Source organism: Pseudomonadota bacterium, from assembly GCA_010028905.1.
GTDB lineage: Bacteria > Vulcanimicrobiota > Xenobia > RGZZ01 > RGZZ01 > RGZZ01.
The window spans coordinates 17,271-41,669 of sequence record RGZZ01000003.1 but is presented as its reverse complement, the minus strand read 5'-3'; the positions used below and the strand labels follow the sequence as shown (position 1 = coordinate 41,669).

Annotated in this window: 20 protein-coding genes; 15 read left to right on the top strand and 5 right to left on the bottom strand. The window is 66.8% G+C overall.

Annotation, left to right across the window (positions count from 1 at the left end; translation table 11 throughout):
- Nucleotides 1-119: 119 nt before the first annotated feature.
- The 3 genes from EB084_00560 to EB084_00550 all read left to right on the top strand — a co-directional run bounded on the left by EB084_00560 (nt 120) and on the right by EB084_00550 (nt 2,270).
- The gene (locus EB084_00560) at nt 120-1,076 is read left to right on the top strand and encodes a hypothetical protein (GenBank protein NDD26746.1); all 957 of its coding nucleotides are present in this window, start codon (nt 120-122) and stop codon (nt 1,074-1,076) included.
- 116 nt (nt 1,077-1,192) lie between these two features.
- A complete protein-coding gene (locus EB084_00555) occupies nt 1,193-1,786 on the top strand; it encodes a hypothetical protein (protein NDD26745.1) in 594 nt (197 codons plus the stop codon).
- A 55-nt stretch (nt 1,787-1,841) separates the two neighbouring features.
- Nucleotides 1,842-2,270, top strand: coding sequence for a prepilin-type N-terminal cleavage/methylation domain-containing protein (locus EB084_00550; protein NDD26744.1), 429 nt, complete (start codon nt 1,842-1,844; stop codon nt 2,268-2,270).
- Here the strand turns inward: EB084_00550 and EB084_00545 are convergent.
- Nucleotides 2,257-3,876 (bottom strand): DUF2079 domain-containing protein, encoded by a 1,620-nt coding sequence (locus EB084_00545; protein NDD26743.1) that lies wholly within the window; start codon nt 3,874-3,876, stop codon nt 2,257-2,259. The two genes, EB084_00550 and EB084_00545, sit on opposite strands and share 14 nt — an antisense overlap.
- 445 nt (nt 3,877-4,321) lie before the next feature.
- Entirely contained in the window at nt 4,322-4,513 is a 192-nt protein-coding gene (gene rpmB / locus EB084_00540) for a 50S ribosomal protein L28 (protein NDD26742.1), read from the bottom strand.
- A 565-nt stretch (nt 4,514-5,078) separates the two neighbouring features.
- Between rpmB and EB084_00535 the strand changes: the two genes are divergently transcribed.
- The 12 genes from EB084_00535 to EB084_00480 all read left to right on the top strand — a co-directional run bounded on the left by EB084_00535 (nt 5,079) and on the right by EB084_00480 (nt 19,043).
- On the top strand, nt 5,079-5,657 hold the full coding sequence (locus tag EB084_00535; protein NDD26741.1) for a 50S ribosomal protein L10: 579 nt from the start codon (nt 5,079-5,081) through the stop codon (nt 5,655-5,657).
- A 60-nt stretch (nt 5,658-5,717) separates the two neighbouring features.
- Nucleotides 5,718-6,119 carry a 50S ribosomal protein L7/L12 gene (locus EB084_00530; GenBank protein ID NDD26740.1) on the top strand — a complete coding sequence of 134 codons (402 nt, stop codon included), beginning with the start codon at nt 5,718-5,720 and terminating at the stop codon, nt 6,117-6,119.
- A 144-nt stretch (nt 6,120-6,263) separates the two neighbouring features.
- Nucleotides 6,264-7,724 carry a serine/threonine protein kinase gene (locus EB084_00525; protein NDD26739.1) on the top strand — a complete coding sequence of 487 codons (1,461 nt, stop codon included), beginning with the start codon at nt 6,264-6,266 and terminating at the stop codon, nt 7,722-7,724.
- 91 nt (nt 7,725-7,815) lie between these two features.
- Nucleotides 7,816-9,774: a hypothetical protein gene (locus EB084_00520; protein ID NDD26738.1), complete on the top strand. Its 1,959-nt coding sequence runs from the start codon at nt 7,816-7,818 to the stop codon at nt 9,772-9,774.
- A 148-nt stretch (nt 9,775-9,922) separates the two neighbouring features.
- Complete coding sequence (locus tag EB084_00515; GenBank protein NDD26737.1) at nt 9,923-11,206, top strand: VWA domain-containing protein; 1,284 nt, start codon at nt 9,923-9,925, stop codon at nt 11,204-11,206.
- A gap of 43 nt (nt 11,207-11,249) precedes the next feature.
- A complete protein-coding gene (locus EB084_00510) occupies nt 11,250-11,909 on the top strand; it encodes an FHA domain-containing protein (protein NDD26736.1) in 660 nt (219 codons plus the stop codon).
- 321 nt (nt 11,910-12,230) lie between these two features.
- The gene (locus EB084_00505; protein NDD26735.1) at nt 12,231-13,730 is read left to right on the top strand and encodes an FHA domain-containing protein; all 1,500 of its coding nucleotides are present in this window, start codon (nt 12,231-12,233) and stop codon (nt 13,728-13,730) included.
- Between the two features lie 75 nt (nt 13,731-13,805).
- The gene (dprA, locus tag EB084_00500) at nt 13,806-14,933 is read left to right on the top strand and encodes a DNA-protecting protein DprA (protein ID NDD26734.1); all 1,128 of its coding nucleotides are present in this window, start codon (nt 13,806-13,808) and stop codon (nt 14,931-14,933) included.
- A 57-nt stretch (nt 14,934-14,990) separates the two neighbouring features.
- Nucleotides 14,991-15,521: an ATP-dependent protease subunit HslV gene (hslV, locus tag EB084_00495; GenBank protein ID NDD26733.1), complete on the top strand. Its 531-nt coding sequence runs from the start codon at nt 14,991-14,993 to the stop codon at nt 15,519-15,521.
- Between the two features lie 21 nt (nt 15,522-15,542).
- Nucleotides 15,543-17,030, top strand: a complete 1,488-nt coding sequence (locus EB084_00490) for a RecQ family ATP-dependent DNA helicase (GenBank protein ID NDD26732.1) — start codon at nt 15,543-15,545, stop codon at nt 17,028-17,030.
- Between the two features lie 70 nt (nt 17,031-17,100).
- Nucleotides 17,101-17,583, top strand: a complete 483-nt coding sequence (locus EB084_00485; GenBank protein NDD26731.1) for a hypothetical protein — start codon at nt 17,101-17,103, stop codon at nt 17,581-17,583.
- Between the two features lie 77 nt (nt 17,584-17,660).
- Nucleotides 17,661-19,043, top strand: coding sequence for a M20/M25/M40 family metallo-hydrolase (locus EB084_00480; protein ID NDD26730.1), 1,383 nt, complete (start codon nt 17,661-17,663; stop codon nt 19,041-19,043).
- A gap of 28 nt (nt 19,044-19,071) precedes the next feature.
- Here the strand turns inward: EB084_00480 and EB084_00475 are convergent, their stop codons facing one another.
- The 3 genes from EB084_00475 to EB084_00465 all read right to left on the bottom strand — a co-directional run bounded on the left by EB084_00475 (nt 19,072) and on the right by EB084_00465 (nt 24,398).
- The gene (locus EB084_00475) at nt 19,072-19,713 is read right to left on the bottom strand and encodes a hypothetical protein (GenBank protein ID NDD26729.1); all 642 of its coding nucleotides are present in this window, start codon (nt 19,711-19,713) and stop codon (nt 19,072-19,074) included.
- A 104-nt stretch (nt 19,714-19,817) separates the two neighbouring features.
- Complete coding sequence (locus EB084_00470) at nt 19,818-21,092, bottom strand: argininosuccinate synthase (protein NDD26728.1); 1,275 nt, start codon at nt 21,090-21,092, stop codon at nt 19,818-19,820.
- 78 nt (nt 21,093-21,170) lie between these two features.
- A complete protein-coding gene (locus EB084_00465) occupies nt 21,171-24,398 on the bottom strand; it encodes a carbamoyl-phosphate synthase large subunit (protein ID NDD26727.1) in 3,228 nt (1,075 codons plus the stop codon).
- Nucleotide 24,399: the final 1 nt, after the last annotated feature.

Genomic DNA, 24,399 nt, shown 5'->3' with positions numbered 1-24,399 from the left:
CTTGTTAATTGTCTCGCCATCGCTGTGCGGATATTCTTGGAGAACACCGCCGCCGCAACGCCACTGCCCCCCCAGTGCGTCGCGAGCCGTGAGATCAGCAGCAGGGATACCGCCAGCGCTTGGACGCCATCCAGAATGCGAACGTGATACGCATCCCCGTCACGGATCCGTCGTGCGGAAAGAGTGGCTTGCTCCACGTCTCCCTTCCCCGCGAGTGCATCGCGTGCGAGGAAGGGGTCGACTTCTACGCCACCAGCGACGCGTCAGCGTTCGGCGCTGTTGATTCCCCTGCGTCGCCGTCGCCGTCGCTGCGCGCCGCGGTCGATGCGCCTCCCTCAGCAGAGATCGCCTGCCCTCGGACCTCCACCGTCACCGATTCTGGGACCACCCTCGATCTTGCCCTCGAGCATCTCCGCTCGGCTCGCCAAGGCCTGGCGGACGCGCAGTCTGATGTCGAGTATGCTGACTTCACGGTGAACCGCGCGCGAAGCGACGTGCATCGCCTCGAAGGTCCGCTCGCGCAGGCAGAGGCCGATACGCCCAGCCGCAACGTCCGGGGGGCTGGTGAGCAGCTCGACTTCCAGCTGTGGAGCGCTCGCAACGGACTTCATGACTGCGAGATCGGTGCCGCTCGCACCGTTGGTGATGGCCGTGGCATCACCCGCAACCTCGAGAGCGCTGCTGTCTGCCTGCAAGACCTGCGCACCTGCCTCCCGTCGGAGAACGGCGTGCTCGCGGTTCTCGACGATGCGCGTGAGGCCCTGACCGAGGCGCTGCAGAGAAGCAGCCAGATCGATGGCGCCCTGACGCCGAGCCTCTCTGAACTTCGTCTCGCGGAGACCTGCCTGTCGCTCACCGACGCGTCGGTGGCCGTCATCAAGTCCGATCGCACCGGTGTCGACGTGAGCGGTTCGGCGCGCGAGATCCGCGACGCGGTTCGTCAGGTGCACGCGTCTCTCTCATCCGTGCAGCAGGCGCTCGCGGCTGTCGAGGCCAGTGTCGGACCCGCCGACACATCTGCTGATCGTGCGGAGGCTGCGCTCGAGGAGCTGCGCGAGCGTCTGTCCCACGCCTGAACAGCCGCAGAGAGAGGCGTAGCCACGGGGGCGTGAGACCCACGCTCGAGCCTCGCTCGGCACAGGATCTGTCGCTGCAATGTCGAACCCATCAGCCGGAACAACCGGAGACGGGTGTGGCGAACATGGGAGACGACTCAAAGACAAACAACCCATATCGCTTTGGCGACGATAAGACCGATCTGCTCAGGCAGATGAAGCCAACCGAGAAGCGAGCCGCTGCGTCAGCACCGATCTCGCTCGAGACACGCACGATTCACGCGAACAGGGGCAGGGTGCTCTTCTTGTGCATCCTGCCCCTGCTCCCCGCCGTCTTGCTGGTCATCTCGGCGATGTACTACTACAGGGTGATCCCTCCGGGTGATGCGTCCCTGCGGTATCTTGCGGTAGGCCTCTGCTCGTTCTTCTCGGGCGGACTTGTCGCAACGTCAGTGTTCATCTATCTGTCGTACGCTCTCAAGAGCGTCATCATGGAGACGCGGCGGCTCGTGATCCGCGACAGCGACTCCATGCTTGCGGCAGACTGGCATCAGATCGTGGTGAAGCCTGTGCAAGGCAGCTTCGTGAAGATCTGCACCCTCGAGATGGCGGGCCGCACCTGCTGGATCGATTCGGTGTTCTTCCCGGAGTTTCCGTTTGCCGTGAGAACCATCAAGGAACGGGTTGACGCAGCAAATGCCGCTATGAACAGCTCTACGGTGGTCCTGTGATGGGCGAGAGCAGAACGATGTGGAGCAGTTCCACGCGCGAGGATGAGATTTACCTGTGAGCGAGCACGGTCAGAAGAGAGTACGGGTGCGTCGAGGGTTCACGTTGATTGAGCTCATGGTGGTGCTGTCGCTCATCTCCGTGCTCATCCTCATCATCCTGCCCAACTTCGTTCGCGCAAAGGCCCGCACGCGCCTGAGCGGGTGCGAGTCGAACCTGCGCAACACGGCGACCGCCCTCACCATGTACTCAGAGGAGAACGACCAGCGCTACCCCGTGATGCTGACCTCTCTCACGCCGACCTACCTGAAGATCATCGCCAAGTGCCCGTCCGCGCTCGACAACTCCTGCTACACGAATGGCTACACCAGTGCCACGACACCTGCGAACTACACCATGTCGTGCACCGGCGTCACGCATCTCGACCTGAGCCTGCCCACGGGGTATCCCCAGTACACCTTGAACGGCGGCCTCAAGGAGCAGTAGGCCGGCGAGCCCCCCGCATCGCCCAGGGCACGCGTCTGAGCAGCACCGCACCGTCTGCCTGGTCGACCATCACGTACTCGCCCCGCGCAACGATCTGCGGAAGGTTCACGTTCCAGCGGGCGTGATCGAACCACGTTGCGTGGCCCGTGAAATCAGGGGTGGGGTCGACGAGCACGTAGTCCGTGCCGGGATGGTATCCGAGCCAGACATCGGCGCGGCGGCTCAGCGGCGCGTAGAACTCCGGCTGGGTCGAAACACTGGCGCTGGCGGGAACGCGCTCGGCCAGCGCGTTTCTTGCGATCTGATGGGCTGTGGGGCGTCGAATGCCTCGGAAGGGGAAGCGCATCGGGGTGGTATCGAGCGCAAGTGTCGAGAGCGTGGTGAGGGCGAGAACCCACCGGCTCCAGCGCAGACCGGTCCGGCGACGCTGGGCAGCCTGTTCGACAGAGTCGTCGGAGACGGCCGTCGCGGCAACCACGTTGCGCAGCCCGACGATGGTCGCCGCGAACATGCACGCGATCACGGGGGCCATGTACCGTGAGCCGCAGTTGTGCATCGCGCCGAACGACGACAGCTGCAGAACGACCCACGTGGCCAGCGGGATCGCCGCCACGGCGGGGGCTCGGAAGGGGAGGAAGGCGAGCGGGGCGGTGAGCTCTACGAGCACGAGCAGAGCATGCCGACGCAGCAGGTATGGCACGATGATCCAGGGGTGCGCGAGAAGGTTCAGCGCAACCTCGGTGAAGTCGCGGCCGAACTGGCCATAGCGCTCTCTGAAGTACGGCCAGGTCGCGCCATCGCGCAGCAGCGGAAAGATCACGCGCAGCGACAGCAGGAGCCAGGCGACCGAGATGAGGGCGAGCAGCTGGCCATGGCGCACCAGACGATCCGGGGACTCGCTCTCGCGGCGGGTGTTGCGTCCGAGCCAGATCATGTACAGCCCGAGGCCGAAGGTGACGAACGGCACGTCTTCCTTGCAGGCCAGCGAGGCGGTGATGCAGGCCCAGAACCAGCCCATGCGGCGTTGAACCATGAAGTAGAACGCGAAGAGCAGGGGAGCGGGCAGGAAGGCCAGCTCATTGAACTGGTCATAGCTCACGCCGTGCATCGGATGGTAGAGAAGGTACGACCAGGCCAGGAGCACCGCGCTCTCTTCGTCAACCAGCAGCGCGGCGAGCTTGAAGACTGCCACGGCCCCAAGAGCGATGGCCGCTGTCTGCACCACCAGCAGTGTCTCGAGGCGCGGGAGCGCCGCGTAGAACGGGAGAACGAGGAAGAGGATGGGGGAGTTGTGCTTCGAGAAGTGGGTGCCGCTCTCGTACGTGTTGTAGAAGAGCCAGCCCTCGTTCAGCGTGGTCCAGAAGCTCTGCTGGAAGAGACCGTAGTCTGGATCGCCGTAGTAGGCGGAGACGGCGCGCTGCACGCAGAACCAGGAGTAGAGCGCGGTGTAGAGGGCTGCTGCCAGCCAGACCCGCGTGAGCGGACGCAACCGCCCTACTGCGGTCGCAGCCGAACGCGCAGAGCGACCACGCTGGAGTCGAGGTCCTTCATGTTGCCGTTCGGGTGGTAGCGAACCTCGAGGAACTTCCAGCGCCCCAGGGGACATTTCTGCGTCCAGCCGTTGTAGTACCCCGAGCCGCTCGGCTCGGCGGTGAAGTCGAAGCGGCTGGCGTCATCGCCGTTCCAGTGGCGCGACACGCCCGCGCGCTCCTCGCTCTCGCCCTTGTCGCGCTTCACCATCCAGACGGTGTATAGCCCCTGGCCCTTCAGGCCGCGGAGCTTGAGGTACACCTGGTCGTACTCATCGACGTAGCAGTCGAGACGACAGGTGCCACTCAGCTTGCCGCCGTCTGGCGTTGCCTCGACCTGCCAATCGTTCGTGGTGAACTGGACGTGCGAGTGAGAGGGGGGGTCACCCGTGTGCGGATCGTAGACCTGCCCCCACCCTCGGGTGAGGCACAGGCCCACGGCCACGACAACCAGAGTGACGGTCTTCAGCAAGCGCAGCGGCGACGGCATGGTGACGTCTCTCGGGAACGGCTGCGGGGGTATCAGTTCGCCGCGGCCTTGCGATGCGTGCGAAGGCAGCGCGTGCACACGCGAACCGCCTTCTCCTTGCCATTGATGGTGAGGCTCGTCGACTGCAGGTTCGGCAGCCAACGGCGACGCGTCTTGCGGTTGGAGTGGCTGATCGTGTTCCCGCTCACCGGGCCCTTGCCACAGAGGTCGCAGACCATAGCCATGAGTGATGTCTCCGTTCTCGAACAGGAATCGCGGGCGGCACTGCGCGCTTCACTTCAGCGCACGGTCGCCGTCGGCTTGTCGGCGGGCGGGGCGATGCGCAGGAAGCGCGCGGCCCGCTCAGCGCAGCGGTTGCGTGTTCAGCCGTGCAGGCAGAAGTAGAAGCACGCGGCTGCTGAGAGCCCAACGATGCGAGATGATATCACACTACCGCGGCGAGCGCAAGTCCTCGCTTGACAGCAATGAATCGAATCTCCTATAATACCGAAGCCGTAGACAGCAGGTGCCCGCCCGATCACCGCGAGACCCTTCGCGACGAACCGGGCTGGGAGAATGGCGCAAGCCGCCTGCCGAGGTGAACGTCCAGAAAGCAACTTCTGTGTGCGCCGCTGCCGCGACCGCGTGTCGCTCAGGCGTTGCGCGCTTCCTGGAGCCCTCGACATCCGGCCCGACATGGGCGCAGCGGTGGCGAGGGCTTTTTGGCAGGTTCACCTTCCGTGCCTGTGGCACATCGACCGAGACGCGCCCAAGACGCGCGCCTCGGATTCATAGAGAGGAGGTGAGCGTATGGCACTCACGCACAAGCAGGCCATGGCCAGAAAGACCGCCAGCCTCGAAGAGCTCCGCGAGAAGTTCGGGAACGCGAAGATCGCGATCCTGACCGACTACCGCGGTGAAGGCGACGGACTCGACGTCAAGGACATCACTGCGCTTCGCGGAAGGCTGCGCGAACAAGACGGCGAGTACAAGGTCGTCAAGAACACGCTGGCCCGCAAGGTCGTTGGTGAGCTTGGCATCACGGGGCTCGACGCACACTTCGAGAACCCCACGGCCATCGCGTTCGGATACAAGGATCCGGTCACGCTCGCAAAGGCGCTGACTGATTTCCTCAAGGAACGCAAGCAGAAGCCCCCGTACATCAAGGCCGCCTACATGGATGGGCAGGTCCTCGATGCGAAGGGAATCGACGCCCTGGCGTCGCTGCCGTCCCGCGAGGTCATCTACCAGCAGCTGCTGGGCATGCTGATCGCTCCGCACCAGCAGCTCATGCGGCTTCTTCAGGAGCCCGGACGCCGCGTGGCGAGCATCACCCATCAGATCTCCGAGAAGCAGCCTGAAGGCGCTCCCGCAGCCGCGGAAGCCTGATACGGTCGCATCTCACCCGAGCACAACCCACGTTTCAACGAAGAGAAAGGAACTTCAATCATGCCTACGCTTACCCAGGAAGAACTCATGGATGCCATCTGCAACCTCACGCTCATGCAGGCGGCTGAGCTGACCAAGGCCCTCGAGGAGAAGCTCGGCGTCTCCGCCGCAGCGCCCGTGGCCGCGGTTGCCATGCCGGTCGCCGGCGCGGCGGGTGGCGGCGCTGCCGCTGCCGAGGAGGAGAAGACCTCGTTCGACATCGAGCTCGCCTCCGTGAAGGCAGATGCCAACAAGGTCCAGGTCATCAAGGTGGTGCGCGAGTTCACCACCCACGGCCTTAAGGAGGCCAAGGAGCTCGTCGACGGCGCGCCCAAGGTCATCAAGGAAGGCGTGACCAAGGAAGAGGCCGAGAAGATGAAGGCTCGCTTCGCCGAGGTCGGCGCCGAGATCAAGCTCAAGTAGCCACGGGCGGCGAATCTTCGCCGCGAGGAGGGGGGCCGTCGCTCATCCGGGCGACGGCCCCTCTTCGCGTTCTGGGGAGGCCCTGGGCGGTCAGCGTGCGATGGCAGGCCTGGAGGAGTCGCCGCGCCGAACCTTGTGCCTGCCATGTCAGACTCGGATCTGCTGCCCCCGGGAACCGTGCTCGCCGAGCGCTACGAGATCGTCTCGCTGCTGGGGCGAGGGGGCATGAGTGCCGTCTATCGAGCACGCGATCGACGTCTAGCCACCGCGGTGTGGGCGGTGAAGGAGATGGGGGTCGATCATCTCGATGGCGACGACCTCGAGCAGGCGGGGCGGCTGTTCGAGCAGGAAGCGATCATGCTCGCAGCGCTCAGCCATCGCACGCTTCCCCGTGTGTGCGACTACTTCATCGAGGGGGGGCGTCGCTATCTCGTCATGGAGCTGCTCGAAGGGGAGACCCTCGAGCGACGGGTCGAGCAGTCGGGCCCGGTCGACCCCTCCCGAGCGCTGCAGTGGTGCGTCGAGCTCGCAGAGGCGCTCGTCTATCTGCACGGCCGCTCCCCTGCGGTCATCTTTCGTGACATGAAGCCCTCGAATGTCATGCTCACCACCGATGGCGCCATCAAGCTCATCGACTTCGGCATCGCTCGCTTCCACTCCGCCGAGAAGGCGGCGGACACCGTGGCCCTGGGCACGCCTGGCTACGCAGCGCCCGAGCAGTACGGCGCAAGGCAGAGCGATGGCCGCGTCGACGTCTATGGGCTCGGGGCCACGCTGCACTATCTGCTCACCGCGCGCGCCCCCACCGACCACATGTTTGTGTTCCTCCCGCCCTCGTCGATCTGTGGCGGCCTGCCACCCGCCGTGGACGCCGTCGTTCTTCGTGCCGTCTCGGTGAACCCGGCCGATCGCTTCTCCGACATGGCCGAGATGGGGGCGGCTCTGCGGGAAGCGCTCGACAGCGTTGCCGGCCGATCCGCCCCTCCGCTCGCGCAACGGCCAGCGATGCCCCCGTCGCCGGAGCCTCAAGCCCCTGTGCATACCCAGAAGATGGCGCTGGCGTTCGCCCCCGCGGCTCTCGACTTCGGCACGCTGCGACAGGGCGAGACCCGCCGGCTCGAGGTGCGCGTGACGGGAGGGGCGCGTGGTGCACTGTCCTGCCCGGAACGGCGCATGGTTCGCATCGAGCCTCGGTTCCTCGAGCGTGCGGACGCGACCGTGGAGGTCACCGTGTACACCTCCTCGCTGCGCGAGGGGGGCACACATCGAACCGAGGTCTTCCTTCGCAGCCCCGCCGGGGAGGTCCGCCTGCCTGTGTGCGTGTCCATCGAGCCCGCGCGTCTCAGCCTGCTGGGCGTCATACTCGCCGCCCTCCTCGCCGTGGCCTCGCTCATCCCCGTCTTCGGGTTTGTGGCGGCTCTGCTGCTGGCGGTGCTCTACTACGCCTGCCCGAGCGATGAGCGAATCGCGCTGCGTGTGTTCGCCGTGGCTGCGGCGTGCTGCTGCGGGCTGAACCTTGCGCTCATCGCCTTCCTTCTCGCTCGGGGTCATCCCCTGTCGCGCTGGTTCCCGTGGATGAACCTGTTCACGGTGCCGCTGCACTGACCGTCGCGCCGCCGCAACGGGAGCGGAGGATTCCGCTGAAATACCAGAGAAGCCCACCTGCACGAGGTACGTCACGGCGGGCCCTCACCTGGTGGGGTTGTGCGCGGCAGACAGAACGGAGCAACGGTTCTTGAGGTGTCCATCGTGCGAGCTCGAAAACCCCGGTGAAGAGACCTACTGTGCCGATTGCGGGGCACTGCTGACGGCGGCCCCCGTCGTTCTCGAGCAGCGTCAGCGTCACGATCTCCTGCCCCTGGGCGAGATCCCCGGCACAGGGTACATCGTCGCTTCGGCGCGCGTCGACGGCGCGTTCAACGTCTACGAGGCCATTCGCGCGCGTGACGGCAAGGCGGCTCGCGTCCTCGAAGACGCGGAGGCGCCGCCCCTCGAGAAGGCCGATGAGGCTTCGCCTGGCCAGCCTCACCCTGAAGACCCGTCTCGCGCGGCAACAGCCTGGCGTGCCCTGCAGGCCAGCGAGTGCCCGCATCTGTGGGCGGTCAGTGATTTCTTCTATCGCGAAGGGCGAGGCTTTCTGGTGGGAGACCCCCTCCCGCAGTGCGCGCTTCAGCCCTACCGTCAGGATGGCGGTCCGCTGCCCCACGATGACGTCGTTGCCATCGGCATCGCCACGCTGAAGGCGCTCTCCGAGCTTCACGGGCGAGGCTTTCTGCATCTCGGGGTGCACCCGTCGCACATCTTCATCGACGATGGCGGGCTCGCCTTGCTCGACGGCTATGAGCGCCTCGCTCGCATCGACGACCTCCCCGCGGTGTGCAGCGTCACCGAGGGCTATTCCGCGCCGGAGGCCTTCGGTGTGGGCGGTTCGCCGTGCGTCGCATCCGACGTGTACGGGGTGGGGGCCACCCTCTACTTCCTGCTCTCCGGTCAGAGCCCGGCTGCCGTGAGCCGCGAGCAGTTCTTCTTCTTCCCGCCTCTGCGAACCCACGTGAAGGGCGTTCCCCCTCGTCTCGAGGCGGCTGTGATGAAGGCCGTCAGCAAGGACGCTCGCAACCGCTTCTCCTCGGCCGACGAGATGGCTGACGCCCTGGAAGAGGTTCTGCTGGGCGGGGCTGAGGACACCGCTGGCGACGCGGCTCCGACCACCGCGGGTGAGGCGCCACCTGCGCCAGCCGACCCTCCGGCGCCCTCTCCCTCGGAGGCAGCGCCGCCGGCTTCCGAGCCCGCTTCGGCAGGTGAGGCCTCGACGCCGCAGCAGCCGTGGGCGCCAGGCTTCCTCCCGTGTGTCATCGGCATGAAGTCGCACGTCGGCTGCGTGCGATCGGTGAACCAGGATAGTCTCCTGGTGACGGGCTTCTCCGCGTGGGAGCACTCTGTGCCGACGCAGGCGCTCCTCGTGGTCGTTGCCGACGGCATGGGCGGCGAGGCTGAGGGTGACAAGGCATCTTCGCTGGCCATCCGATCGATGGCCAGCCACGTTCTCGCCAGCTGCATCCCCGTGAAGACCGGCACCGACACGAGCCGCCTTCGTCCCACAGAGACGGTGCCACGGCTCGAGGAGCTGGTGCACGAGGCCATCGAGACGGCCAACCGCTGCGTGTTCGACTACTCTCGCCAGGACGAGTCGCGTCGCGGCATGGGCTCGACCCTGACGGCGCTGATGATCGACTGGCCGCATGCCGTCTTCGGGCACGCGGGGGATACCCGCGCCTATCTGTACCGCCCTGCATCGCAGCAGATCGATCAGGTCACCGAAGATCACTCGCTCGTGGGCAAGCTGGTGCGCATCGGTCAGCTGACCCGCGAGGAGGCCCGAACCTCTCCTCAGCGCTCGTATCTCTATCGCGCCCTGGGAACCCAGGGGGAGCTCGAGGTCGACCTCTACACGCGGGAGCTGGCTCGGGGCGATCGCCTGCTCCTCTGCTCAGACGGGGTATGGGAATATTTCTCGGAGGACGAGATCATCGGGTTCATGCGGCAGGGCGACGATCCTCAAGCGACCTGCGAGCGTCTCATCGAGGAGACGCTGCGTCGGGGCGCCGACGACAACGCCACGGCCATCATCGTGCACATCCTTCCCGCGAGCGCCTGATCATCAGCGCGCGAGCAGGGGAGCGAAGGGCAGGCGGTGACGCGGTGTTGGAGGAAACCTGCGCAATTCAATTGAAGTGCGATATCCCTCCCGAGCCTGCAGGTTCGGCGCGGGTTGAGGTCCGCACACGGAGAGGCGAGGAACGCGCATGGCACAAGAAGTGATGCTCGACGTGCTGTTGAGCTACCAGAATGTCCTGGTGACGAGCGAGCGGAAGCTGCTCTACCTGCTTGCAGAGGTGAGGCCAGGAGAGGCTGTGGGGGCGGGTCCCGCGGCCCTCAACCTGGCCATCGTTCTCGACAAGAGCGGTTCGATGTACGCGGCGCGCAAGCTCGAGTACGTCAAGAATGCCGTGCAGTTCGTCATCGATCAGCTGCGCCCCACCGATCTCTGTTCCATCATTGCGTTCGCCGACAAGGCTCGCGTCCTGATTCCCAGCGGTCAGCTCTACGACAAGGAGCAGGCCAAGCGCATGATCAAGAACATCGACCAGGTCGATGTGGGCAGCGGCACCGAGATGCTCAAGGGCATCGAGGCCGCGGTGAGCCAGGTGCGCAACGCGTTCTCGCCAGATCGCATGAACCATGTGGTCATCCTCACCGATGGTCTCACCCAGGCCGAGAAGAAGTGCCACGAGCGCTGTCTCGAGGCCAACCGCGATGGCATCTCGGTGTCCACCATCGGCGTGGGTGATGACTTCAATGAAGAGCTGCTCCTCGGCATCGCCAACGGGTGTCGGGGGAAGTCGTACTACATCGACGATCCGCGTGACATCCCCCAGATCTTCGCTGACGAGCTGCAGGGGGTGCAGTCGGTGGTGGTGCGCAACCCGCGCATCAAGCTCAAGCTCGCCAAGGACATCGGTGTGCGACGGGCCTTCAAGGTGAAGCCGCTCATCAATGACCTCGGTCAGCTGCAGATGGTCGATCGCGAAGCCACGGTCCAGCTCGCCGATCTGCAGTCGAACGAGGTACAGTCGACCTTGTTCGAGCTCGAGCTGCCCTCTCGACAGGCGGGCACATATCGTGTGGCCCAGGTCGAAGCCACCTACGATCTGCCCTCTCTTCAGGTGCGTGATGCGTCGGTCAGCCGTGACGTGCTGGTGGGCTACACCCCTGACCCGGCGCTGGCGTCGGTGGTCACGCCTCAGGTCATGAACGTCGTCGATCTCGTCTCGGTGTTCCGCCAGCAGACCCGAGCGCTCGAGCTGGCCCAGGCGGGCGATCGGGCCAAGGCGACGCAGCTGCTCCGCTCCGCGGCCACCACGCTTCTCGAGCGCGGCCAGGGCGATCTTGCGCAGCAGGCCTTGCAAGAAGCCCAGCGCATCGAGACCGGTGCGGCCGCGTCGTCGGCGGGCACCAAGAAGCTGCAGTACGGCACGCGAAAGCTCACCCAGCTGCTCGACCAGGTGCCCCTGCCACCGACCTCCTGAAAAAATCACTCCGTCCCGAATTCGAAAGGAGCCCGTCTCTGGTATGAAGTGCGACGTCTGCGGTTCAGACAATCTCGAAGGAGCCGCCTACTGCGAAGACTGCGGCGCAAAGCTCGTGGTCGTTCCCCACGATGTCTCGTCCACCCCACCTCCGGCGCCCGCTGTGACGCCGGTGGCGCCGCCTCCCGCACCGGCCGCCGCGCCGCCCTCCGCACCGGCAGCGACGGGCGCGAGTGTGCAGTGCCCGTCGTGTGGGGCCGACAACCCGTCGACCGAGGCCTACTGCGTCGACTGCGGGGCCAATCTCGGCTCGAGTCCGGCCCCGGCAGCCGTGTCCGCGCCCGTCCCGGTGGCGCCTCCGGCCGCTCCGGTGGCAGCCGCGTCCGGCTGCGCGCGCATCGCCCTGGCCGATGGCACCAAGCAGTTCGATCTCAACAAGGAGATCACGACCATGGGACGTCGCAGCCCTGCCGATCAGATCGAGCCCGACGTCGATCTCACCAACGATGACCCGGAATCGTACGTGTCTCGTCGCCACGCGCAGATCCTGCGCAATGACGACGAGTACATCTTCGAAGACGTCGGCTCGTCGAACGGCAGCTTCTTGAACAACGTCAAGATGGCCGCAGGCGAGCAGCGCGTCCTGCGAAACGGCGACCGCCTGCGCCTCGGAAAGACCGAGTTCGTCTTCTCGACGCCCTGAGGTCGACGCCTCGAGCCGCAGTCGACGGAGGGTATACAGAGGGAGGTGGCGCGCCCGCCTCTCTCTTTCTCTTCCGTGGGAAGCCGAGGGAAGGCGCTCGTGCGCGCGGGACTGCGCGGCCTCGACCGCGAAGAGAGAACCGGGACTTTGCAACAACTCGTTCACGCGCACCTTGTTGACGGGGCCTTGACGTCTCGCGCATACTGGGCGCGCAACCGTTCGTGAAGCGCATCTCCAGGCGCTTCCATCGAGGAGGCGATTGCTCTGGGCAAGGAAGAGATCTTCGACACCCTGAAAGACGGCGTCTCTCTCGCGGGCCGCATGGCGGCTCGTGGCGTGGGCGAGGTGTCACGCGCCCTCGTGCCTTCCAAGGATGCGCGGGGACAGGTCGGGGAGACGGGCGTCTTTCATCAGCGGCATCTGCATCCGGTCTTCGGGCAGATGCGACCGGTCATCGAGCTGCTCGAGGTGCAGCAGCCTCGCCGCTTCTTCTCCAATGTGCTCAAGAACATCGCGGTGCCGGCAGCGGAGCGCTCGTTCGTCTCCGGCTATGAAGCCCTGCTCAGAGGGGCGCTGCGCGACGCGCTCGAGCGCTTCAGCGACGCATTCACCAAAGACGCGCAGTTCGCCGACGCCTATTTCATGCACGGCGCGATCTCGCTCGAGCTCGAAGCGTACGAGAGCGCCGTGCACAGCTTCAAGAAGGTGCTGCTCTGCCAGGCACGTCTCGGCACAAAGATACGCAAGTACGTGCCGTCGCTTCGCCTGACGCTGTGCCTCACGGAGAACTCGTCGTTCGCCTTCTATCCCGATCTGCTCGGAGTGAGCATCCTGCTATCGCTGGCGCACCGCGGCCTTCGTGATGACGAGGAGGCGGGCACGGTGCTCGACCAGCTTCTCGGGGTGCTTCCAGACAATCCGGTCGTGGGGTTCTTCCTCTCGCTCCACTACATCGAGGCCGGACGATGGCGCGACGTCATCGCCCTGCTCAAGGACACCCTTCCGGACGACAACATCTCGCTCTGCAACCTCATCCTTCTCGCGCGGGCCTGTGTCGAGACCCACGATGCGGAGACGGCGCTCGAGATCTTCAAGAAGATCCTCACGCGCACCGATTTCGACCCCCAGCTGATGCTCGATGCGCGCTACGGGTATGGCACCGCGCTTGCGAATCGCGGACGCAACACCGAGGCGGAAGATGAGTTCAATCGCATCACCTCGCGCTATCCGGGCTTTCTCGATCTTCTCGAGCGCCTCGGCATCGAGGCGGGTGCACGGCGCCCCTCCGCCATCCCGGCGCCTGGCTCGCGGGCAGCCGGGTCGATTCCCGTGGTGGCCGTGCCGGAGTTTCCGGTGTCCTCTCCCTCGGCTCGTGAGCCCGAGCCTTTGCCCGAAGCAGTGCCTGTCGAGCCCTCGCCGCTCTCCGCCGCCCAGGCTGTTCCCAGCACCAGCAGCACGGCGCCGGTCGAGCCGGCGGCCCGCCCCACGGCGCTCATCCCAGCGCCACCCGCGACAGCTGCGGCGTCTGGCGCCAGCGCCGCCGCGCTCCTCATGCTGGTGACCGACGATGCGACCGTCTCTCACCCGCTTGAGTCGGGAGAGACGGTCATCGGTCGCGAAGAGGGAGACATCGTGATCTCGCACGACAGCGCCGCTTCGCGTCGCCATGCGAGTGTCAGGGTGGAGCGGGGTGAGGCGTGGCTCGAAGACCTCTCCTCCACCAACGGCACCTACGTGAACGGTCATCGCATCGGAGGACGTGTGCTCCTCAATCGCGGCGACGTGGTCACCGTGGGACAGACGCGCTTCAACGTTCGCTGATCCCTGGTCGGGGAGATCTTGTTCACCGCAGCTCTATGACACCGTGTGCGCAGCGTTTGAATCGGGGGACGATTCATGTCTGCCTCCATCGGTCAGGTCGAAGCCATGCTGGCTCTCTCTCGCGTGCCGCGATTCGGAGCCGCAACACTCTCTCGCCTTCAGCCCCATCTGCCCACGGCGGCGCACGTATGGGAAGCGCCCGCCACGACCTTGCGCTCGCTCGCGCCCGGTCCCGCGGTCGAGGCGCTGGTGGCGGCCCGTCGCACGCTTGATCCCGGCGCGCTCCACGCCCAGGCGCTCGCGGCTGGCTGTGCCGTTGTCACGCTTGGATCTCCAGCATACCCTCCGCTGCTGGGCACGCTGTCGTCGGCGCCCCTCGCGCTGTACGTACGTGGAAGCGTGGAGGCGCTCAGCCGCTGGCCGACGGTTGCCGTCGTGGGAACGCGTCGCGCGTCCGCCTATGCGCTGCGCGCCACCGAGAGCTTCGTGGAGGGGTTCTCTCGTGCCGGCCTCACGGTGGTGAGCGGAATGGCTCGGGGCGTCGACGAGGCGGCCCACCGACGCGCACTTGCCTGCAACGCGCTCACGGTGGCGGTCCTCGGATGTGGTGTCGACCTCTGCTATCCGCCGGAGAGCCGTTCGCTGAAAGCCGCCATCGAGAGACAGGGTGCCGTTGTGAGCCCCTTCCCCCCGGGAGAGGGACCGATGCCGTGGCACTTCCCGGCGAGAAACCGCATCATCAGCGGTCTCTCTCGCGCAGTTCTGGTCGTGGAGGCGGGCATGCGCAGCGGGGCCATGATCACCGCGGAGTATGCCATCGATCACGAGCGACCGCTCTTTGCCGTTCCCGGGAGCATTCTCACCGAAGTCTCCGCGGGGTGCAACCAGCTGCTCGCGGAAGGAACGGCCACCCTTGCCCGTGACGCGGGCGACGTGCTCTGCGAGCTCGGGCTGACCGTGCCACCGGTACGTGTGTCGAGCGCGACTGATGACGAGTCTGCCGCGCTCCTCGCGGTGCTGGAGGCCGACGATGGCTTTGCGGACGGCGGATGGCTCGAGGTGGAGGAGATTGCGGCGCGTTCGGGAATGCCAATGCGCGCCGTGGCGCGCCTGCTGGTCCGTCTCGAGATGACGGGGCGGGTGCAGCGGGCGCCGGGCAACCGCTACCGCGCTCGCAGCCCCCTCGCAGACACGCGGGGATGAGGCGCGACGCGGGAAGAGGGTTCGTCGACCCACCGGGTGCCAGAAGAGGAGCTGCTTGTGAGAATCCGCTCTACAACCATTGTTGCGATGCTGCGCGACGGTCAGATGGCCATGGCCGGCGATGGCCAGGTGACCTTCGACAAGACCGTCATGAAGCACGGAGCCCGCAAGGTCCGTCGCATGGCGGGCGGCAAGGTCGTGGGTGGTTTCGCGGGTTCGGCGGCAGACGGCCTGAGCCTGTTCGAGAAGCTCGAGGCGAAGCTCGAGGAGTACAACGGCAATCTGTTGCGCGCCGCGGTCGAGCTGGCCAAGGACTGGCGCTCTGACAAGTATCTGCGGCGGCTCGAGGCGCTGCTGGTGGTGGGCAACAAGGACACCCTGCTCGTGCTCAGCGGCAATGGCGACGTCATCGAGCCCGACGACCAGATCGCCAGCATCGGATCAGGGTCGCCCTACGCCCTGGCCGCGGCGCGGGCGCTGGCCCGCAACACCTCGCTCCCGGCAGACGCGGTGGTGCGCGAGTCCTTGCGCATCGCGTCGGAGATCTGCATCTACACAAACGACCAGATCGTCGTCGAGACCCTGTAGCCCGCGAATCCCGCGATTGGTATGGGCTGGCGAGTCGTATGCTGCCAGCCCGTCGCTTCGCGTATCTCTTCCGCGGAATGGGGAATGGCCTTGTCAGAAGTGGCGCTGCGTGTGCTGCGTGACGTGTTCGGACACGAAGGGTTCAGGGCGGGGCAGCGTGAGATCATCACCGCTCTTCTTGCGGGTCGCGACGTTCTCGGCGTGCTGCCCACCGGCACGGGCAAGTCGCTGTGCTATCAGCTGCCGGCCTGCTTGTCGCGCTCGCTCACCGTTGTGATATCTCCCCTGATCGCGCTCATGCGCGATCAGGTCGTGTCGCTGCGGCGCCGGGGGGTGGCCTGTGCGGCGCTCCACGCCGGCCTTGAGAGCGCCGAGCGTGAGCAGGTGCTGGCGGCTCTCGAGCAGCGACGGCTGCGCGTGCTCTATCTTGCCCCCGAGCGTCTTGAAGGGGCCTCGTTCGCAGCCCTGCTCGCACGGGTGGGGGTGGGCCTGGTGGCTGTCGATGAAGCGCACTGCATCAGCGCGTGGGGGCACGACTTTCGACCGTCGTACCGCAGGTTGGGGGCCGCCCTCGACGGCATCGGGGCGCGGGTGCGCCTCGCGCTCACCGCAACCGCAACGCCGGCGGTGCGTCGCGAGATCGCATCGGCGTTGCGCATGCGCGATCCGCTGGAGCATGTGGGGTCGTTCTATCGCCAGAACCTGCACCTCTCTGTGCGGCCCATCGCGCCAGCGCATCGTCTGGACGAGGTGCGCGCCGCGATAGCCGGCGCCGGCGCTGCCATCGTCTATGCGGCCACGCGGATGCAGGCAGAGCAGACCGCTCGCGCGCTCGGCGCCCTCTGCTACCACGCCGGCATGTCGCCGGAGGCCAGGAGCCGGGCGCAAGACGCCTTTGTCGGGGGGCAGGCGCCAACCGTCGTGGCCACCAATGCCTTTGGCCTCGGGGTCGACAAGCCAGACGTGCGCGCGGTGGTTCACCTGCAGATGCCCGCCAGCCTCGAGGCCTACGTGCAGGAGGTGGGGCGAGGCGGGAGAGACGGGCAACCGTGCCGCTGCGTTCTTCTGCAGTCGCCGGACGATGAACAGGTGCATCGCGCACTCATCGAGAGGTCTTTTCCGGACGACGCCATGGCGCGGCGCCTCGTCGCCGCCGCGGAGCAGGGAAGGCTGCGCGTCACGCGCATCGAGGACCTGCCTGGCCTGCTGCCCCGCGAGCGGTCAGTGGCGGAGCGGAGCCTCGAAGCGCTCATCGCCACGGGCGTGCTCCGTGTCGAGCCGTTCGCCTGGGTGCGGCCTGCACCGGACGGCCACGTGGCGCTCGACGACCTGCGCCGACATCGTCTGCAGCGCACGCAGCTGCTACGCCGCATGACGCAGTTTTCCGCCCTGCGGGGGGCGTGTCGCCATGCGCGCATCAGCGCGTACTTCGGCCAGCGTCTGCCGGCCGCGAGCTGCGGGCGGTGCGATGGGTGCGATCGTTCCGCGTCGCAGCAGGCGGCCTGTTGATCGAGCCCCTGGAAGACGCGCCACTGCCGTGCTACCATGATGTCATTCAACGTCAAGGAGGCGCATACGAATGGCTACCCCGTCTCCGCGCCTGATCGGCGCACTTCGCGATGCCGCCAATCGCATCGCGGGCGGCTCGCCCTACGAGTGGGGGCACATGGGGCGTTGCAACTGCGGGCATCTGGCCCAGTCGCTCACCCCGCTCACCGCTGACGAGATCCACGCCCTCGCCCTGCGACGCAGCGGCGACTGGAGCGAGCAGTCGACCCTCTACTGCAGCACGAGCGGTCTCGAGCTCGACGCCCTCATCGACCTGCTTCTCGAAGCGGGGCTCGCGCCGAGCGATCTCCGCACGCTCGAGAACCTCTCCGACCCGAGGGTCTTGAGGTGCCTGCCTCCAGGAGAGCGTGATCTGTTGCGCAACCAGCGGTCGCATGCCGTGACCTACATGCGGGCCTGGGCCGACCTCCTCGAGGAGCAGCGGGTTCAGGCGGGCGAGCAGCCCAGCGCTCAGCCGGCTGGTGTGAGGCGGCCGGACGCCGTGGTGCGGTGAAGCGCGCGCCAGAGTCGGCGGGGAGAAGCTTCTCGCGAGGCCTCGTCCGTCGGTGCGCCACGGCGCTCCGCCTCGCTCTGCTGGCACTCGCGGCATGGGCCGCGTTACGCTGCGGCACGGTCTGGGCGGCACCAGCACCCCCGTCGCACGGGCTTGCCCCCGCGCTTCGGTCTGACCTCGCGCGTCTGCGCGACGCGGCGCTTCGCAGCGACTACGCATGGCAGCAGTGTGCGTGGCTGTGCGATCACATCGGTCCGCGTCTCAGCGGGTCGCCCCAGGCGGCGGCGGCCGTTGCGCATGTGGCGGCTCGAATGCGTGACCTGGGCCTCGACGTGCGCCTCGAACCGGTCGAGGTGCCACATTGGGTACGCGGAGAGGAGACGGGTGCCATCGTGGCCTGGCCTGGCCAGCCCAAGGGGGTGCAGCAGAGGCTTGCGCTCACGGCGCTTGGCGGCAGCGTAGCCACCGCGGCCGAGGGGCTGCGCGCGCCCGTGCTCGTCGTGGAGAGCATGACCGCGCTCGAGGCGTTGCCCGATGACGTGGTGCGCGGCACGATCGTGTTGTTCGATGTTGCGTTCGACAAGGCCCTGGCCCGCATCGGACAGGGGGGAGAGGCCTATGATCTGGCCGTGCAACCGCGGGTGCGGGGCGCTTCCCTCGCGGCACGAAAGGGGGCCGTGGCGGCGCTGGTGCGCTCGGCGGGCGGGGCTGAGTTCCGGCTTCCCCATACAGGAAACATGCGTTATGCTGATGGCGTTCCGAAGGTTCCCGCGGCTGCCGTTGCGGCCGAAGATGCGATGCTCATCGCTCGTCTGGCGAGGCAGGGTCGGGTAGAGCTCTTCCTGCGCCTGACGCCACAGACCCTGGATCCGGTGCGCAGCTTGGAGATCGTTCTCGTGAGCGGTCATCTCGACTCGTGGGACCTGGGCACCGGCGCCCTCGATGACGCCGCGGGGGTGGCGGTGGCCATGGAGACGATGCAACTGCTCACCCGTCTCGAACTTCATCCCTCACGCACGGTTCGCATGGTGGCCTGGATGAACGAGGAGAACGGCCTGGCGGGTGCGCGTGCCTACGCCGCGCTTCATCGCGCGGAGATCTCGCGGCATGTGGCTGCGCTCGAGAGCGATCTCGGCGCGGGACATCCAGCCGGCTTCAATCTCCATGGAAGCGCCCAGCTGGCCGATCTCCTCGAACCGGTGACGCGGATCCTCGCGGGGGCCGGGGCGCCGGCGATGCAGCGCAATCCGTGGAGCGGCGGCGCAGACATCTCTCCCCTCGATGATGCAGGGGTTCCCACCCTTGGCTTGCTGCAAGACAGCCGCACCTACTTCGACTATCACCACACGGCGGCCGACACCCTCGACAAGATCGACCCGGCTGAGCTGCGGGTGAATGCCGCGGTGGCGGCTGTTCTGACGTACGCCCTCGCAGACTTCGAGGGCGACGTGCCGCGGTAGCGCCTGCCCATCGCAGACGTGGCGGGGCCTATGCGTTGACGCTCGAGACCTCGAGCAGCCGCCAGCCGCCGAACGAGCGGGCCACCAGGCCGTTGAGCTCCCACCCCACGCGACAGATCTGCGACACGGCCATGGGCACGCTCACGGGGCCCACCTCGTCGCCTCCGGTGGCTGATGTGAGCCACATGGCGCCAGGCTCGGTGCGCGCCACGATGAACACGTCGCGTCGGTGGCGAACTGCATGCACAGGAGGCTGCTGCCCGAGGTGCTGGGCCAGCAGATCGTGCAGGCTCACCGCCGCGGTGACCTCGGTCGAGGTCTTGTCGACGCCGTCATCCGGCGTGTACTCCTCGAGCAGGCGGTCGTCGAGCCATCGCAGCAGGCGGCGCATGACCGTGGCGGCGTTTCGCCATGTGCTCTCTCCGCGCGCCAGCTTGTTGGCGAGAAAGCCGTTCACGAACTCTTCGGCCAGAACCGCCATCATCTCGACGTCGGCGTGGAGGCCGGGCGCCGCCTGGACCTCGGAGTTCTCGAGGAAGATGCGGAACAGGGTGATGACGTTTCGGTAGCGCTGAAGCGTGCTCTCGGCCAGTCGCAGGCGCTCGGCCATGAGAAAGGCGTCGAGCGCCTCACCCACGGTACGCGGCACGACGGGAGAACGTTCGCTCACCCGTTTCTCTTCGACATCACGAGACAATCTCGCCTTCCCCTTCCGTCAGTCATCAACCTTGTGCGGGCGGAGGCGTCATCGCCTCCGCCCGCGACCGACACGCCTCAGACCGGGGCCAGCGCGGCGCTCTCGGCCTTCTTTGCCCGCCGCTGCATGATGGCGTGATGTGCCTTCAGGCGAATGGCATTGATCTTGATGAAGCCCTCAGAGTCAAGGGGGTTGAAACCGCCCTCGATGTCCATGCTCACCAGGTCGCGGTCGTAGAGCGACGACGGCGACTCGCGCCCGATCACCGTGGCGCGGCCGCGGAAGAGACGCAGATAGACCACTCCGTCGATGGCCTCCTGACTCTTCTCGAGCGCGGCCATGAGGAACTCCATCTCCGGGCTGAACCAGAAGCCGTTGTAGATGAGCTCGGAGAACTTCGGCGACAGGCTGTCGCGCAGCCGCATCACCTCGCGGTCCATGGCGATGCCTTCGATGTCCATGTGGGCTTCGCGCAGGATGGTGCCGCCGGGGGTCTCGTACACCCCGCGTGACTTGATGCCGATGAAGCGGTTCTCGACGATGTCGATGCGGCCGACGCCGTGACGGCTGCCGAGGTCGTTGAGCGCCATGAAGAGCTCGAGCGGCTCTTCGAACGCTTTCTTCGCCGTGAGGTTCTCGAGCTTCACGGGGCTGCCGTCCTTGAAGTGGATGGCGATCTCTTCAGGTGTTGCCTCGGCTTCCTCGGGCGACTTCGTCCAGCGGAACATGTCGGCCGTGGGGGCCTGCTTCGGATCTTCGAGGATGCCCGACTCGTAGCTGATGTGATAGAGGTTGTCATCCATGCTGTACGGCTTGGCCACCGTCGCGGTGACCGGGATTCCCTGGGCCTGTGCGTAGGCCATCAGGTCGGGCCGCCCCTTGAAGCGTGCCAGGAACTCAGGGTTGCGCCAGGGCGCGATCACCTTGAGGTCCGGGGCCAGGGCGTAGTAGGTGAGCTCGAAGCGCACCTGATCGTTCCCCTTGCCGGTCGAGCCATGCGAGACGTACTGACACCCTTCGAGGCGCGCGATCTCGACGTGTCGGCGCGCGATGCAGGGACGCGCCAGCGACGTGCCCAGAAGATATCGGCCCTCGTAGATGGCATTGGCCTTGATGGCGGGAAAGATGAAATCGGTGACGAGCTCGCGGCGCAGATCTTCGACATAGATCTTGCTCGCGCCGATGGCCTGCGCCTTCTGCCGGGCTTCCTCGAAGTCTTCGTCCTGACCGACGTTGGCGATGTACGCCACGACCTCGTAGCCCTCATCGATGAGCCATCTGAGGATGCACGATGTGTCGAGTCCGCCGCTGTATGCCAGTACAACTCTGCCTTTTTGCTGGGTCGATGTCATGGGCGCTGTGTCTCTCTTTCTTCTGGTATGATCAAATCGGGGAGTCGCGTCGTGTGCAGCGCTGTGCACGCGGTGGGGTCACGTCTGCGGGGCGCGCCGGGGCGGCTCTGACGCCACCTCCTGCAGCGGGGCGACGGAGAACGGGTTTGCGCGCAGCGATGCGACGGCGCTGACTGCGGCCTGCGCGGCGCTGAGCGTTGACATCAGGGGGATGTTGCACCGCACCGAGGCGGTGCGGATCAGCTGGCCGTCGTTGTTCGCCACCGATCCCGCCGGGGTGTTGATGATGAGGCCGATCTCGCCTGCCTCCATCGCGTCGAGCACGTGGGGGTGCCCTTCGCTCACCTTGTTCAGCGCCTGCACGGGCAGGTTGGCGCGTTGGAAGAAAGCGGCGGTCCCGCGGCTTGCGCAGAGCTCGAAGCCAAGCCGATGCAGATCACGGGCGAGCTTCAGGGCCGCGCTCTTGTCGAGATCGTTGACGCTGACGAACACCCGGCCTTGCAGGGGCAGCCGATCTCCCGCGGCCAGCTCGGCCTTGGCGTAGGCGTGCCCGAACTGCGGGGCATGCCCCATCACCTCGCCGGTGCTGCGCATCTCCGGGCCGAGCAGGGTATCGACCCCCAGGAACTTCCGGAACGGCAGTACCGCCTCCTTGACGAAGAATCCGCGCACGGTGGGCTCCTCCATGAAGCCTTGCGCGTCGAGCGAGCGTCCCAGTGCCGCGTGGGCGGCCACGCGGGCCAGGGGCACGCCCGTGGCCTTCGACACGTACGGAGTGGTGCGGCTGGCTCTGGGATTCACCTCGAGCACATACACCACGTCGTCCTTGATGGCATACTGCACGTTCATGAGGCCGCGAACGCCCAGCGCCAGACCGAGGCGCTCGGTGTACTCGCGGATGTGTGTGAGATGGAAGAGCGAGATCTTGTAGGGGGGAAGCACGCAGGCCGAGTCTCCGCTGTGGATGCCGGCTTCCTCGATGTGCTGCATGATGCCCCCGATGACCACGCGATCGCCATCACCCACGGCGTCTACGTCGACCTCATAGGCGTTCTCGAGGTACTGGTCGATGAGCACCGGCTGCCCGGGAGACGCGGCCAGGGCGTGGCCCACGAACTCCTCGAGGTCTTCCTCGTCGTAGATGATGGCCATGGCGCGGCCGCCGAGCACGTACGAGGGTCGAACCACCACCGGGTATCCGACCTCCCGCGCCACCGTGCGCGCCTGCGCGAGCGAGCCGGCCATGCCGAAGGCCGGCGCGGGGATCTCGAGCTCGGTCAGCAGCGCGCTGAACCGCCCCCGGTCTTCGGCCAGATCGATGGCGTCGGGGAGGGTTCCGATGATGGGAATGCCGCGTTGCGCCAGCGGTGCAGCCAGGTTGAGCGGGGTCTGGCCACCGAACTGGGCGATGACGCCGAGCAGGGGCTGCTCGCGCTCGACGATGTCGAGCACGTGCTCGAGGGTGAGCGGTTCGAAGTAGAGGCGATCGGACGCGTCGTAGTCGGTGCTCACGGTCTCGGGGTTGCAGTTCACCATGACCGCTTCGTGCCCGGCCTCGCGCACCGCCTGAGCGGCGTGCACGCAGCAGTAGTCGAACTCGATGCCTTGTCCGATGCGGTTCGGACCGCTCCCCAGGATGATGACCTTCTGCCGTGACGAGGGCGGCGCCTCGCTGCGGCTCTCGTACGCACCGTACAGGTAGGGTGTGCTGGCGGAGAACTCGCCGGCGCACGTGTCGACCATGTGGAACGTGCGTCGCACCTCGAGCTCTGCGCGCAGCGCGCGCACGCGCTCGGCGGTCATGCCGCGGCGCGCGGCGATGTGCGCGTCGCCGAAGCCGTTGCGCTTGGCCTCTTCCAGCAGCGCACGATCGAGCGCGGGCGCAGCCTCGATGCGCTGCTCGAGGTCGACGACCCGGGTGAGCTGATCGAGGAACCAGGGGTCGATTCCGCTGACCCGCGCGATGTCGCTGCTCGACACGCCGGCGCGCAGGGCTTCCCAGATCGCCCAGATCCGTTCAGCGCGCGGTGTGGCGAGGCTCTCGACGCGACCGTCCCACACCGTGTGATCGGCCGACGGGAAGGGGGGGCGTGACAGCTCGAGCGATTGCAGCCCCTCGAGAAAGGCCTGTCGGAAGGTACGGCCGATGGCCATGGCCTCGCCCACCGACTTCATCTGCGGACCGAGGGTGGGGTCGACCCCTTTGAACTTCTCGAACGCCCAGCGCGGCAGCTTGGCCACCACATAGTCGATGCTCGGCTCGAACGAGGCGACCGTGGCGTTGGTGATGTCGTTTCGCAGCTCGTCGAGGCGGTAGCCCACCGCGAGCAGCGCGGCGATCTTGGCGATGGGAAATCCGGTGGCCTTGCTCGCCAGGGCCGAGGAGCGGCTCACCCGCGGGTTCATCTCGATGACGAGCACCCGACCGTCGCGGGGGTCGACGGCGAACTGCACGTTCGAGCCGCCCGTCTCGACCCCCACCGCATCCATGACGCGGCGGGCCTGGTTGCGCAGGCGCTGGTACTCGCGGTCGGTGAGGGTCATGGCCGGCGCGACCGTGATCGAGTCGCCGGTGTGCACGCCCATAGGGTCGAAGTTCTCGATGGAGCAGATCACGACGAAGGTGCCCGCCCCGTCGCGCATCACCTCGAGCTCGTACTCCTTCCATCCGAGCACGCTCTCCTCCACGAGAACCTCGTGGGTGGGAGACTCGCGCAGCCCCCAGGTCACCTTGGCCTCGAGCTCGGCGGGGGTCGCCACGATGCCGCCCCCGCTGCCGCCGAGCGTGAACGAGGCGCGCACCAGCAGAGGATAGCGGCCGATGCGTTCGGCGATGGCCCGGGCCTCGTCGAGGGAGCGGGCGACCTCTCCCTGCGGCATGGAGAGGCCCGCCGCTTCCATGGCCGCCTGGAAGCGGCTGCGGTCTTCCGCCAGGCGCATGGCCTCGAGGCTGGCTCCGATGAGTCGCACGCCGTGGCGCTCGAGGACGCCGGACTCGGCGAGGTGCACGGCGAGGTTGAGGGCCGTCTGGCCACCCACCGTGGGGAGGAGGGCGTCGGGGCGCTCGCGCGCGATGATCGACTCCACCACCTCGGGGGTGAGGGGTTCGACGTAGGTGGCGTCGGCCATCGACGGGTCGGTCATGATGGTGGCCGGGTTGCTGTTCACCAGCACCACCCGGTACCCCTCGGCTTTCAGTGCCTTCACGGCCTGGGTGCCGCTGTAGTCGAACTCGGCTGCCTGCCCGATCACGATGGGGCCGGCGCCGAGCACGAGAATGGTCTGCAGGTCTGTGCGTCTGGGCACG